The sequence below is a fragment of the Ammonicoccus luteus genome (genome assembly GCF_050880385.1).
In the GTDB taxonomy this organism is placed as follows: Bacteria; Actinomycetota; Actinomycetes; order Propionibacteriales; family Propionibacteriaceae; genus Enemella.
This window is the reverse complement of record NZ_JBNZCI010000004.1, coordinates 130557-143530: the sequence shown is the minus strand read 5'-3', so window position 1 is coordinate 143530 and position 12974 is coordinate 130557. Positions and strand designations below refer to the sequence as shown.

The following is a 12974-nucleotide window of genomic DNA, read 5'->3' as shown; positions in this document are numbered from 1 at the left end:
CGGGCCACGCTCGGGCGAATGTCGGCTCGCTAGACTCGCGACCATGTCGAGGGGCGAGGCCAATTATTGCCGCATGTGTGGCCACGCAATGGAACGCCGCATTCCCCCGATGGAGGACCGCGACCGGGCGGTGTGTCCCAGTTGCGGGTTCATCGACTATGTGAACCCGATCAACGTGGTCGGCACCATCCCGGTCTGGAACGGCGACCACGTGCTCCTCTGCCTGCGCAACATCGAGCCTCGCAAGAACTTCTGGACGCTGCCCGCCGGTTTCCTCGAGGCCGGCGAGCGCAGTTCGGACGGTGCGATCCGCGAGACCATCGAAGAGGCCGGTGCCCACATCGAACTCGGGCGATTGTTCTCCGTGCTTGACGTCACCTATGCCCAACAGGTGCACCTCTATTGGACGGCCCGTCTGCTCGACACCGAGTTCGATCCCGGCGTCGAGACGATTGAGTGTCGGCTGTATCGGTTCGACGAGATCCCCTGGGACGACCTCGCGTTCCTCACCGTCCGCCGCACGCTCGAGCTCTATCTCGCACACGGTCACGAGCCCCGGACGCATTACGGGGAAATCGTCTGGGGCCAACGCAAGTGGTGACCGCGGCCCGCTAACCGGTGTTCCGCAGGCCCGCGGCGACTCCGTTGACCGTGATCAGCAGCGTCCGGAGCAGGGCGCCCTCGTCCTCGACCTCACCGTTCCGGAGCCGACGCAGGAGCTCGACCTGGAGATAGGAAATCGGGTCGAGATACTGATCCCGCACCGCCAACGTCCGCTTCAGCGCGGGCTGATCGTCGAGCAGATGGTCCTCGCCGGTGAGCCTGCGCAGCTCGTCGACGGTCAAGCGGAATTCCGCGCAGATGTCGTCGAACACGTGCGCCAGCTTCACGGGCACCAACGTCTGCACATAGTGCGCGGCGATCGCCAAGTCGGTCTTGGCCACCGTCATCTCGACGTTGGAGATCACCGACGCGAACATCGCCCAGCCGTGGAGCATCTGCCGCAGGTCCTCCTCGTGGCCCGCCTCACGGGCGGCCTTGAGCCCGGAGCCGACGCCATACCAACCCGGCACGATCTGGCGTGTCTGCGTCCAGCCGAACACCCACGGGATCGCGCGCAGCCCTTCCAGTCCCGCGTCGGAATCCGGCCGCTTCGCCGGTCGGCTACCGATGTTCAGAGCGCCGAGCTGGTCCACCGGCGTGGCCGCCACGAAATAGGCGGGCAGGTCGGGATCGGTGACCAGCGCCCGATACCGCGCGTACGCCGCATCACTCGCCACATCCAGGACCGCACCCCACCGCTTCAAGTCCTCCGGGGGCACGACGGGATCGCGGTGCAGGGTGCTGGCGCGCAGGACCGCAGCCAGCGACAGGGCGAGGTTCTCCTTGGCGAGGGCCGGGAGTGAGTACTTGTCCGAGATCACCTCGCCCTGCTCCGTGAACTTGATCTCGCCCGCGAGCACGCCGAACGGCTGGGCAAGGATCGCGTCATAAGTCGGTCCGCCACCCCGACCGACCGAGCCGCCACGCCCGTGGAACAGCCGCAGCCGCACGCCGTGTTTCATCGCGACATCCCGCAACGCCCGCTGGGCGCGGTGGATCGCCCACTGACTCGTGAGCACGCCCGCCTGCTTGTTGGAGTCCGAATAGCCGAGCATGACCTCCTGCACATCGCCGCGCAGCCGGACCAGCTCGCGATAGGCGGGGGTCGTCAGCAACTCGTCGAGCAGGTCGGCCGCGTTGCGGAGTTCCTCGATCGTCTCCAGCAGCGGCGCGAACCCGACGTCGGCGAACGGTTCGGCGTCCGGGTTGAGATCCAGCAGCCCGGCCTCCCGCGCGAGCACCGCCGCGGCGAGCACGTCGTCGGCGCCCTGGGTCATCGAGATGATGTACGTCTCCACCACTGATTTGCCATACGCCCGCTGCGCCCGGCGGATCTCGTCGAACACCTGCAGCACCCGCCCGCGTTCGGCGGTCCAGGTGAGCAGGGGTCGGCGCGACTCGAGTTCGGCGGCGAGCGCGCGGAGGCGGCCGCCGCGGGAAAGCTCGGAGTACGCCCGAGGCAGTCCACCCACCGCATCCAGCAGGGGTGCGAGCGCCGCGTGGTGCTTCTCGGCATGTTCGCGGATATCGAGCGTCGCAAGATGCAGGCCGGTGGTCGCGATCGTCTGTGCCGCCGCGGCGACACGGCCATCGGCGGTCAACGAGTCACCGTGTGTGCGCAGGGAGTCGGCAATGACCCGGAGATCTTCCACGACGCCCGCGGCGCAGGAATAGTCCCGGCCCGGCTCATGGGGCGTGCTGTGCTCAACCCGCGCCCGGGTGTTCAGCAGTTTCTGCCGGATGCAGGTGAGCTTGAGTCGATAGGGCTCGGGCGCATAGAACGTCTTGAGCCGTGCTGCGATGTCGAGGTTCGCCAGATCAGCAACCAAGGACTCCTTGAGCGCAGCGGACACCGGCACGACCGCGGTCGACGCGGACAGCTGCGATGTGAGCACGTCCACGATGCCCAGGGCCAGATCCAGCGCCTGCTCGTGCTGCAGCCGCAGCACTTCCGCGGTGACCTCGGGTGTCACGTTCGGGTTGCCGTCGCGGTCGCCGCCGATCCAGGAACCGAAGCGCAGGACCGGATGGGCAGGGTCCAGGCGTACGCCATGGTCCGACAGCAGGTCACCGAAGTCGCCCAGCAGACCCGGGAGGGTCTCGGTGAACACCTCGACCAGATAGTAGAGAGCGTTGCGCGCCTCGTCGGTCGGGGTCGGCTGGGTCAGACGCAGCTCGTCGGTCTGCCAGATAAGGTCGATCAGCTCGGCGAGCTCGCGGTCCTGGCGGCGGCGGGCGAAAGTGTCGGGCTCGGTGGGGGCGGCGAGCTCGTCGGACAGGTGGCGCAGTTTCGTGAGGATGCTGCGACGGCTGGCCTCGGTGGGATGCGCGGTGAAGACGGGGCGCACGTCGAGCGACGCGACGCCCTCGGCCAGGAGCTCGGGACCGCCGGAGGCAACCACCTCCCGAATAGCCGTCGCCAGCCAGTCGTCCTCCTCGGCACGCGCCGTCTGCGAGCGGACCCGGTGGACCTGTTCGGCGGCGTTGGCGAGATGGAAGTACGCGGTGAAGGCCCGCACCAAATCGGTGGCCGTCGGCAACGGCAGGTCGGCCAGCAGCGCCCGCACCCGTTCGGCCGCCTCGACGTCACCGCTCTTGTGGTCCTTCGTGCCCAGCCGGACCTGCTCCACCAAGTCGAGCAACTCCTGTCCGTGGTGCCGGACGAGGGATTGGCCGAGCATGGTGGAGACGCGACGGACGTCGGCTCGCAGATCCGCGCTGAACGGATCGTCGGTCAGCTCGGAAGAGGTCACGGTGTTGTCGGGCAGTGCCATGACCTCGACACTAGCCCGGCAGATTTCGGTCCGGTCATAGGGAACAACCAAGCACGCACGGAGGTTGTCAACGACATGACGAGTTCCGCGTTGACCGTGTCCGTCCTCGACCTCATCCCCGTGCGCACCGGCCAGACGACCACCCAGGCGATCCAGGCAGCACGCCGTCTGGTGCGGGCTGCGGAGGAGGCAGGGGTGCATCGCTATTGGGTCGCCGAGCACCACAACACCTCGTCGGTGGCCTCGACGTCACCGCCGGTGTTGATTGCCTTGCTCGCCGAAGGCACCGAGCGGATCCGGCTCGGGTCGGGGGGCGTGATGCTGCCCAACCACTCGCCGCTGGCTGTGGCGGAGCAGTTCGCGGCGCTGGAGGCGGCGTACCCCCATCGCATCGACCTCGGCATCGGCCGCGCGCCGGGCACTGACCCGGTCACCTCGTGGGCCCTTCGCAACGGCGCGAACGACGAGGACATCGTGCGGAACTTCCCTGCATACGTGCAGCAGGTCATCGCCTTCATGAATCCCGATGGGGCGCGGGTGCAGGTCGGCAGCAGGCCGTTCGACATCTCGGCGACGCCGCACGCGGTCAGCGCCGCACCGGTCTGGTTGCTCGGCTCGTCGGACTATTCGGCTCGGCTCGCTGCGCAACTGGGCCTGCCCTATGTGTTCGCCCACCACTTCTCCGGTCACGGCACGGCCGAGGCGCTCAAGCTCTATCGCGACGGTTGGGCCGGCGACGGCGAACCGCAGACCTTCCTCACGGTCAACGTCGTCACCGCAGATACTGATGAGGAGGCGTGGGCGCTGGCGCGGCCCTATCAGCACCAGATGGCCCGACTGCGGACCGGCCAGCCGCTGGCCGAACTCCTGACGGTCGAGCAGGCGCGGGACCAGGAGCCACCGCTCAGCGAGGACGGGGTGGCGATGTTGAGTGGCTCGTGGCTGGTGGGGACGCCGGACCGGGTCGCCGAGCAGGTCCGAGCGCTGGCTCGGCAGTTCGACGTGAATGAGGTCATGCTCCACCCGATCGCGGGATCGTACGCCGACGAGCCGCTCGACCGCTCAGAACACCGGGAGAAGAGCGTGATCGAGCTGGCCGCCCGGTTGGGGTGACGCGGCAATGCCGGGGAGACATGGGTGGTTCACCCGATGGTCCGGGACCCGCCGGTGAGAAAGGCTGGAAGCATGCGCACCCTTCTGCAGATCGTGGCCACCGCACTGGCGGTCGCCGTCGCCGCCTGGTTGATCCCCGGCATCGTCGTCGAGGGCAACACGTTTGCCGGCCAAGCCATCACCCTGTTGATCGTGGCCGTCATCATCGGCGTGCTCAACGCCGTTGTGCGGCCGGTTCTCAAGATATTGACCGGATGTCTGATCGCCCTGACGCTGGGCCTGTTCCTGCTCGTCGTGAACGCCTGGATCCTGATGTTGGCGTCCTGGGTCTCCGGCCTCGCGGGCCTCGGCTTCCACGTCAACGGGTTCTGGAGTGCCCTGTTCGGGTCGATCATCATCAGCCTTGTGACCATGCTGCTGTCCGGGATCACGGACAAGCGCAAGGCCTCGGCGTGACCTCGCGGTGCCTAGGGTGAATGCCATGACTGACCCACGCGATCTCAGGGCGGGCAATGCCGACCGCGACCACGTCGTCGAGGCCCTCCAACGGGCCGCCGATGACGGCCGGCTTGCCGAGGACGAGTTGGCCGCCCGCATCGACGCCGCGCGCGCCGCGCGCACCTTCGGCGATCTGGACCAAGTGGTGGGCGATCTGCCCATCCCACCCCCGTCGATCGAGCTTGCGCCGGTGTCAGAGCCACGGTTCCCAGCGGTGCAGGACTCCCCACCGGTGCCCACGTGGCCGACGGGCGTGCCCCTCGACCTCGGCCCGATCGGTGCCTCACCGGAGAATCCCCTCGTGATCGACGCAGGATGGTCCTCCGACAAACGGGAGGGTGACTGGGTCATCCCACAGTTCCTGCGGCTGCGTGGTGGGGCAGGAAGCATTCACCTCGACTGCACCGAGGCGATCACGCAGCACAACGTCATTCATCTGTGGGTCGACGGCGACCTCGGCTCGATCACGATCGTGGTGCCCGAGGGTTGGGCGGCGGACGCCGACGGCGTGCGCAAGTCGCTGGGCTCGATCAGCGTCAAAGTGCCCAAGGAACCCACGATGGGCCGCCCGGTCCTGGTCGTGAATGGGTCGATGGGCATGGGGTCGTTCACCGTTCGCCCGCCGAACTGGTTCGAGCGGCGTCGGCTGGAGAAGAAACTGCGCTGAGCGCAGCCTCGACTCAGCCGACCGGCTCGACGTCCAGCGAGGCCAGCAGGTCCAGCACCCGCTGCTTGATCTCGTCACGGATCGGGCGCACAGCCGCCACGCCCTTGCCGGCAGGATCGGCGAGCGCCCAGTCCTCATAGCGCTTGCCCGGAAAGATCGGGCACGCGTCTCCGCACCCCATCGTGATCACGACATCGGAGGCTTTGACGGCCTCGGTGGTGAGGACTTTCGGCTGCGCGGCCGACATGTCGATGCCGTCCTCGCGCATCGCCTCGACGGCGGCCGGGTTCACGCGATCGCCGGGCGCCGAACCTGCGGAGCGCACCTCGACCGCCCCACCGGACAGAGCCATGGTGTACGCCGCGGCCATCTGTGACCGGCCGGCGTTGTGGACGCAGACATAGAGAACGCTGGGCTTGTCGGTCATGACTTGACCACTCCTTTGTCGATGATGTCGTGCAGCAACGAGGTGATGCGCGCCTCCACATCGGCCACGATCTCCCGCACCCGATCAGTGTCCGCCCCCGCCGGATCCGGGACGGCCCAGTCCAAGTAGCGCTTGCCGGGATAATAGGGGCACTCATCCCCGCACCCCATGGTGACGATGACGTCTGCCGCCCGGACCACGGAGTCCGTCAGGGGTTTGGGATAGGCCTCGATGAGCGGGACATTCCGCTCGGCCAGCACCTCGGCTACAACCGGGTTGACCTCGTCGGTCGGATCGGAGCCGGCGGAGCGCACGTTCACACGGTCATTCGACAGGTGACGCGCCAGCGCAGCAGCGATCTGGGACCGGCCTGCGTTGTGGACGCAGACGAACAGCAGCTCTGGCTTCTGCTTCGCCACGCGGCCTTCCGCGACCGCCTTGGCCTCGAGGGTCTCACGGGCGAAGCGTGCGGTCAGCAGCGGCAGGAATTTCTCGATCTTGCTGGTGGCCGCCATCGCCGAGCGGGACTGCTCGACGACTTCGGCGATCTCGGCATGGGTGAATGCGTCGCCATAGCGATAGGCCAGTTCGTCGACCAAGCGCTCATAGGTGACCTGCCGTTGCTTGGATATCAAATGGGACACGGCATCGTTCGACATGGGAACTCCTTCGGTCCGAGGGGGCGTCGACGGGATGATCAGGTCTTGGGGAGGGTCGGGTCGCCGGCCCAGAAGCGCTGGCCCGCCCACTTGGCGACATAGACGAGCGCAACGAGGACGGGGACCTCGATCAGCGGCCCGACCACGCCGGCGAGGGCCTGGCCCGAGGTGATGCCGAACGTGCCGATCGCCACGGCGATCGCCAGTTCGAAGTTGTTGCCGGCGGCGGTGAACGACGCCGCGGTGGACTTCGCATAGTTGAGCCCAGCGAGCTTCGACAGCACCATGGCGCCGCCGAACATCACCACGAAGTACGCCAGCAGAGGCAGCGCGATCCGCGCCACGGCCAACGGCTGGGAGGTGATCGCGTCGCCCTGGAGTGCGAACAGCAGCACGATCGTGAAGAGCAGTCCGTACAGCGCCCAAGGGCCGATCTTCGGCAGGAATGTCGACTCGTACCATTCCCGGCCCTTGGCGCGCTCACCCAGCGTGCGGGTCAGGAAGCCCGCGACCAGCGGGATGCCGAGGAACACCAGCACACTCACCACGATCGCCACGATCGAGAAGTCGGCGGAGGTGGTGGGCAGGCCGAGCCACCCGGGCAGGATCTGGAGATAGAACCAGCCGAGCACACCGAACATCAGCACCTGAAAGACCGAGTTGATCGCCACCAGCACTGCGGTCGCCTCACGGTCGCCGCAGGCGAGGTCATTCCAGATGAGAACCATCGCGATGCAGCGGGCGAGGCCGACGATGACCAGGCCGGTCCGATATTCGGGTTGGTCGGGCAGGAAGAGCCAGGCGAGTGCGAACATGAGCGCCGGTCCGATGAGCCAGTTGAGGACCAGCGACAGAATCATCAGTTTCCGGTCGCCGGTGACGCGGTCCAGTTCGGTGTAGCGGACCTTGGCCAGCACCGGATACATCATCACCAGCAGACCGATCGCGATCGGCAGGGAGATGTTGCCGACCTTGATCGAGTCGAGTGCGGCGTTCAGGCCGGGGAACGTACGCCCCAACAGCAGTCCCGCAGCCATCGCCGCGATGATCCAGACCGCGAGGAAACGGTCCAGGACCGACATCTGGGAGATCACCGAGTCGTGATCCTGGGTTGAGACGCTCATGAAGGCCCTTCGGTGGTCGGCGGCAGAGCCACCTGACTTATTGATGCTTTTCGATATGACTCTAGGATGACTTATTGAAGGATGTCAATATGACGCGTAGAGTCGGCCCATGACCGAGACCTGCGCCGCCACGACCGCCGAAGCCCTGCTGAGCGCTGACGAAGCGCAGCGCTGGGCGACGCTGTTCAAGGCGCTGGGTGATCCGACGCGGGTGCGGATCGTGGAATACATCGCCTCCGATGACTGCGCGCAGGTCTGTGCCTGCCATCTGCCCGAGGCGCTCGGCATCTCCCAGCCCACCCTGTCGCACCACATGAAGAAGCTCGTCGACGCCGGGATCCTCACCCGCACCCAGCGCGGGCGCTGGGCCGACTATGCCGTTGACACCGAAGTGCTCGGCCAACTGCGCCAGTGGCCCTTCAGCTGCCGCTGCTAGAAGCCCTCGAGGATTCCCTGGCGATGTGCCCAGGCAGCAGCCTCGGTGCGTGATCCCACCCCGAGCTTCGCCAGGATGTTGCTCACGTGCACGCTGATCGTCTTGGTCGTCACCACCAACTCGCTCGCGATCTCCCCATTCGTCCGGCCCTGCGTGACGAGCTGCAACACCTCCAGCTCACGCGCGGTGAGGCCGACCGATCGTCCGGTCGAGGAACGGTCCGCCGACCGATCCCCTTGCTCCGGTGCCCGTTTCCGCGAGGCGGATGGCAAGCCCGCGGACAGTGCCTCGAAACGGGAGACGAAATCAGCGGCGCCGAGCTCTGCCGCCAACCGATGTCCCGCTTGGATCTGTGCCTCCGCCGCGGCCGGGTCGCCTTCGGCGAGGGCAGCGGCGGCCGTCCGCACGCCGGACCAGAGCGTCAGCCAGATCGGCCGGAGTTCCGGCGTGACGGCCTGCATGGCCTGCCAGTCCGCGAGCTTGCCGGACGTCTCCGCCACACTCCACGCGCGGAGCAGGGGAACGAGCCAGGTCTCCGGCAGTTCGGCGGCGATGCGTTCGAGCAGCGCGATCCGTTCTTCAGTTGCCGCGGCGCCGTCGGCAAGGGCGGCGTACCCCACCCCGATCAACTGCCAACCGGACGCCGGGTGACTGATCGGTCCGTCCGCGAGCAGCGGTTCGACCGCCGCCCACGCCGCTTCGGGATCCCCGCTCAGGAGCCCGAGACGGCCCGCAATCCAGGCGGCGACGACCTCGGCCTGGGGTTCGTGCCAGCCAGGATTCACCAGCACCCGCGCCTGGTCCAGGCAATCGGCTGCCCGGTCCAGGTCCCCTCGATGAAGGGCGAGATCGGCAGCTGCCTTGAGGAGTTGTTCGGAGAACCCTGCCGACGGCCTCAGGCTCAGCGCGCGGAGGATCAACCGCTCGGCCTCGGCCCACTCGCCGAGCTGGATCAGCGGATCGGCGGTATTGCCGGCGAGCATCGCCCCGACATAGCGCTCCATGCCGAGTGCCTTCGCGTCCGCCATGCCGGCCAGCCCCACATCCGCGGCACGCCGATAATGCCCGGCGAGGTTGAGATGGTGCGACAGGTTCGTGTGGTGCCGCAGCTGCCCGTTGTGGCCGGAAGCGCGGCGCTCAGCGGTCGGGCCCCACACCTCCACGAGTTCGGTCAGCTCGGCCAACCCGCTGCCCTCCTCACCCAGAACACAGCGACAGCACGCGCGCGTGTTGCGCAGCCGGACGGCCGTGCTCTCGCCGGCCGCCCCGAGGGCTTCGGCGATCGGCAGCGCCGTGTCGCACAGCGCCGCGCTCCGGTGGTAATCACCGGCCAGCATCGCCATGTTGGCCTGCAGGTCCAGCACGGTGGCGAAGACAGGGGTGGGTGGGTCGTCACAAATCAACGCGTACGCCTCGGCCAGCGTCTCCTCCGCGCCCGAGAACCCGGCGAACTTGAGGGCCCGCGCACGCAGGGCCAACCGCTCGGCCCGTTCCGTCGTCGACGCGGTGTCCGGCATCCCCGCCAGGCTCGCGTCGATCAGCTTCAGGGCGGCCCCGTGGTCGCCCAGCCAATAGGTGGCGCGTGCCGCGCGCGCCAGGACGACGTCCTTGCGGCCGATGATCTCCTCCGGTGCCGGCACGCGGTCCCAGAGCTCGAGCGCGATCTCGTACAGCTCCGCACAGTCGGGGTGTGCGTCGGCGAGGTGGTCGGCCCGCCGCAGTGCCAGCTCGAACGCCTCCGGTTCACGATCGGCGGCGCGGAGATGGTGGATTCGCTCGAGCACCGCGACGTCATCGCCGAGGCTCGCCAGCAGATCCGCATATTTGCTGTGCAACCTGCGGTGCTCGCCGGGGAGGAGCTCATCGTGGACGACCTCGCGCAGCAGCGCGTGCCGAAACGCAAAATGGTCGCCGGCCACGTGCACCAGTCCGAGTTCCACCGCTTCCCGAAGCCCGCGCTCGACCTCGAGTTCCGACCGCTCGATCACGGCGGCCAACAGGTCGTGACGAAACTCCACGCCCGCGACCGCCCCGGTCTGCAGCAGCATCCGGGTCTCCGCTGCGAGCGTGTGAAACCTGACGAGGAGGGCTTCCCGGAGGGTCGCCGGGAGCACGCCCCGGCCGCCGGTCGTGCGGGCGAGTTCCTCCGCGAAATAGGGGATGCCCTCGCTGCGCTCGATGATTCGGGTGATGCTGGCCTCGCTCGGCGCGGGGAGGAGTGGTCGGACCAGCTCCGCCACCTCGTCGTCCGCCAGCGGGTCCAGCGCGATCCGGGCGAGGGCACGCCGCTGCAGTTCGGCGAGCACGGGCCGCAGCGGGTGCCGGCCGCTGACCTCGTCGCCACGCACCGTGCCGATGATCAGGAGGGGGTGGGCGTCCGCGCCGCCCGGGGCGTATCCCAGCGCCGCATCAAGGAAGCGCAACAGGTGCCCGGTCGAGATGTCGGCCCAGTGCAGATCTTCGACCACGACGACGAGTGGCCGCCGGGCAGCCGCGGCCAGCAGGACGTCCGCCACCGCCTCGAACAGCTGGATCCTGTCGGACTCAGCAAGCCGACCGGCGCCGCCGAGCGCGGGCACGAGGGCACCGAGCGCGTCGTGACCGGCCCCTGCCCAGTCACGCACGGTGTCCGATCCATGACGGGCGACCAAGGACTTGAGGATCTGGCTGATCGCGGCGTGCGGCACGGCCTCGGCACCGAAGGCGAGACACTGGCCGACCAGTGCATCGGCTTCGGTGCCGAGACCGTGGAGGAATGCCTGGACGAGGCTCGACTTGCCGATGCCCGCCTCGCCCGAGACGAGCACGAGCCCGGGCCGCTCCTCGCGCACGCTCGTCCACGCGCGGCGCAGGCTCCCGAGTTCGGCCCGACGCCCGACCAGTCGCGGGTCTGAGGTCGTCATGCGGCCATCGTGGCACGGCGCACCGCCACCACGCGGCGTTGCCGGGGTCGAACGAGATCAAGGATCAGCCCGGGCAGCCGTCGACGCGGCTCGGGGACTTCGTCGATGTGGCGATGTTCGGAGCGCTGCAGCGCTTCGTGGACGTGCTGGTGGTGCAGGGTCAGATGCAGATATTCGTTGTTCATGCCCTCTACGGTGCCGCTAAGGCCCCCGTCGGCGCATTGGGTTTTTTCCCTATCTGCTTGAGCGAGTGGGTGGGCTGAGGTACCTCAGCTGTCTAGGCTCCTTCGGATGGGTCACTTTGAGGTACGCCTGACGGCGCCGCTCGCCGCCACGGTCGCGTACGACCGCGTCCTCGATCTCGACGCACACACAGCGACGATCCCGTTCACCACGGTGCGCGTGCTGCCCGGCCCCGGACCGCTGTCGACCGGCACCCGCTTCGTGGCCCGGACCGCACTCGGCCCGATCGGCATCGACGACTCGATGATCGTCGAGGAGTTCACGCGCCCGACCGGCGACCGGGCCGGAGTGTGCCGGATCCGCAAGACCGGCCGTTGGGTGCTGGGCGCGATCGAGCTTTCGGTCGAGGCCGCAGGACCGCCAGCGGACCGGCAAGCGGCGACCGTCCGCTGGTCGCAGGACATCGCCATCCGCGGACTCTCCCGGGTGGCGGACCCGCTCGTCACCCTGATCGCCAGTCATGCCTATCGCCTGGTGCTGCGCCGATTGCTGGCCACTGCGCGCCGGCACGGCTGAGCTTCTGGCAGACGGAGACGGCTGAGCTTCTGGCAGGTGGCGCCGCGTGCTCACCCTTTGACCCGTCCTGCGGGTCAGAAGGTGAGCGCCCATCCACCCTCCTTGGAAGACCCGGTTCCCGCCCCGCGCTCGCGGGGCAGAGGACCGTGCTCAGGCGGGGCTCCTCCGCAGGATCGCCTCGGCCTGACGGAACAGCGGCCCGTCGATCATGTGACCGTCCACACGGACCACGCGCTCGCCGTCCGCGGCAGCGGCCAGGACCCGGCGGGCCCAGTCGACCTGCTCCTCCGTGGGCTCGTACGCACGTCGGATGATCGCCGCCTGTGTCGGATGGATGCACGCGGTGCCGGCGAACCCGAGTGCCGCCGCATCGCGCGCCTCGGCCAGCAGTCCGCCCTCGTCCCGGATGTCCAGCCGCACCGCGTCGATTGCCCAGCGCCCGAAAGCAGCCGCCGCAAGGGCCACCAAGGAGCGAGCGTGCCGGGCGACATCCCGATAGGCGCCGGGCACTTGGCCGGGTCCGGCATGGAGGTACGCAAACCTGCTCGCGGTCCCGCCCATCGCAGCGATGAGGTCCTCCGACCCCCACATGAGGCCGACGCAGCCCTCCGCCTCGGCGATGTCATTGGCACGGACCACGCCGAGCGGTGTCTCCACCAGCGCCAGCACGACGCCGTCGATCGCCTCCGCGACCTGCCGGATCTGGTCCCCGGACTCGGACTTCGACAGCATCACGCAGCGATAGCCGCCTGCCCGCACCGCGGCCAGGTCCTCGGCGTGCCCCGGAGACGAAGTCTGACTGACCCGCACCACCGTTCGATCGGGGTCGAGCGCCGCCTTGGCCACCTCCGTCCGCGCCCGGTCCTTGTCGACGGACGCGACCGCGTCCTCCAGGTCCAGGATCGCCGCGTCAGCGCGGTCGAGCGCCTTGCCGAACCGATCGGGCCGATCACCCGGACAGAACAGCAGCGCGGGTCCCGGCGGATACCACGTCATGACTCATCACCCTTC

At 68.4% G+C, this 12974-nt stretch carries 13 protein-coding genes; 6 read left to right on the top strand and 7 right to left on the bottom strand.

The window, feature by feature from the left end; translation table 11 throughout:
• Positions 1-43: 43 nt before the first annotated feature.
• A complete protein-coding gene (locus ACQ260_RS10695; RefSeq protein ID WP_432559418.1) occupies positions 44-601 on the top strand; it encodes an NUDIX hydrolase in 558 nt (185 codons plus the stop codon).
• A 10-nt stretch (positions 602-611) separates the two neighbouring features.
• Here ACQ260_RS10695 and ppc read toward each other — a convergent pair whose 3' ends face one another.
• Positions 612-3377 carry a phosphoenolpyruvate carboxylase gene (ppc, locus tag ACQ260_RS10690; RefSeq protein ID WP_432559417.1) on the bottom strand — a complete coding sequence of 922 codons (2766 nt, stop codon included), beginning with the start codon at positions 3375-3377 and terminating at the stop codon, positions 612-614.
• A gap of 75 nt (positions 3378-3452) precedes the next feature.
• On the opposite strand from ppc, the gene ACQ260_RS10685 reads away from it, so the two are divergent.
• The 3 genes from ACQ260_RS10685 (at position 3453) to ACQ260_RS10675 (ending at position 5655) form a co-directional block, all read left to right on the top strand.
• Complete coding sequence (locus ACQ260_RS10685) at positions 3453-4490, top strand: LLM class flavin-dependent oxidoreductase (RefSeq protein ID WP_432559416.1); 1038 nt, start codon at positions 3453-3455, stop codon at positions 4488-4490.
• Positions 4491-4562: 72 nt separating this feature from the next.
• Positions 4563-4946, top strand: a complete 384-nt coding sequence (locus tag ACQ260_RS10680) for a phage holin family protein (RefSeq protein ID WP_432559415.1) — start codon at positions 4563-4565, stop codon at positions 4944-4946.
• 25 nt (positions 4947-4971) lie between these two features.
• Positions 4972-5655 carry a DUF1707 SHOCT-like domain-containing protein gene (locus ACQ260_RS10675; protein ID WP_432559414.1) on the top strand — a complete coding sequence of 228 codons (684 nt, stop codon included), beginning with the start codon at positions 4972-4974 and terminating at the stop codon, positions 5653-5655.
• A gap of 13 nt (positions 5656-5668) precedes the next feature.
• On the opposite strand, the gene ACQ260_RS10670 is transcribed toward ACQ260_RS10675, so the two are convergent.
• Genes ACQ260_RS10670 through arsB form a run of 3 tightly spaced genes read right to left on the bottom strand, consistent with a single transcriptional unit; the run spans position 5669 to position 7865 of the window.
• Complete coding sequence (locus tag ACQ260_RS10670; protein ID WP_432559413.1) at positions 5669-6082, bottom strand: arsenate reductase ArsC; 414 nt, start codon at positions 6080-6082, stop codon at positions 5669-5671.
• Entirely contained in the window at positions 6079-6741 is a 663-nt protein-coding gene (locus ACQ260_RS10665) for an arsenate-mycothiol transferase ArsC (protein WP_432559412.1), read from the bottom strand. The genes ACQ260_RS10670 and ACQ260_RS10665 overlap by 4 nt, the downstream gene beginning before the upstream one ends.
• A 38-nt stretch (positions 6742-6779) precedes the next feature.
• Positions 6780-7865 (bottom strand): ACR3 family arsenite efflux transporter, encoded by a 1086-nt coding sequence (gene arsB, locus ACQ260_RS10660; RefSeq protein ID WP_432559411.1) that lies wholly within the window; start codon positions 7863-7865, stop codon positions 6780-6782.
• A gap of 109 nt (positions 7866-7974) precedes the next feature.
• On the opposite strand from arsB, the gene ACQ260_RS10655 reads away from it, so the two are divergent.
• A complete protein-coding gene (locus ACQ260_RS10655; protein ID WP_432559410.1) occupies positions 7975-8301 on the top strand; it encodes an ArsR/SmtB family transcription factor in 327 nt (108 codons plus the stop codon).
• Here the strand turns inward: ACQ260_RS10655 and ACQ260_RS10650 are convergent.
• Positions 8298-11204 (bottom strand): helix-turn-helix transcriptional regulator, encoded by a 2907-nt coding sequence (locus ACQ260_RS10650; protein WP_432559409.1) that lies wholly within the window; start codon positions 11202-11204, stop codon positions 8298-8300. The two genes, ACQ260_RS10655 and ACQ260_RS10650, sit on opposite strands and share 4 nt — an antisense overlap.
• Complete coding sequence (locus ACQ260_RS10645) at positions 11201-11389, bottom strand: hypothetical protein (RefSeq protein WP_432559408.1); 189 nt, start codon at positions 11387-11389, stop codon at positions 11201-11203. Before ACQ260_RS10645 ends, ACQ260_RS10650 begins: the two co-directional genes overlap by 4 nt.
• 106 nt (positions 11390-11495) lie before the next feature.
• On the opposite strand from ACQ260_RS10645, the gene ACQ260_RS10640 reads away from it, so the two are divergent.
• On the top strand, positions 11496-11963 hold the full coding sequence (locus tag ACQ260_RS10640) for a hypothetical protein (protein WP_432559407.1): 468 nt from the start codon (positions 11496-11498) through the stop codon (positions 11961-11963).
• Positions 11964-12113: 150 nt separating this feature from the next.
• Here ACQ260_RS10640 and ACQ260_RS10635 read toward each other — a convergent pair whose 3' ends face one another.
• Positions 12114-12959, bottom strand: coding sequence for an HpcH/HpaI aldolase/citrate lyase family protein (locus ACQ260_RS10635; RefSeq protein ID WP_432559406.1), 846 nt, complete (start codon positions 12957-12959; stop codon positions 12114-12116).
• Positions 12960-12974 lie beyond the last annotated feature (15 nt).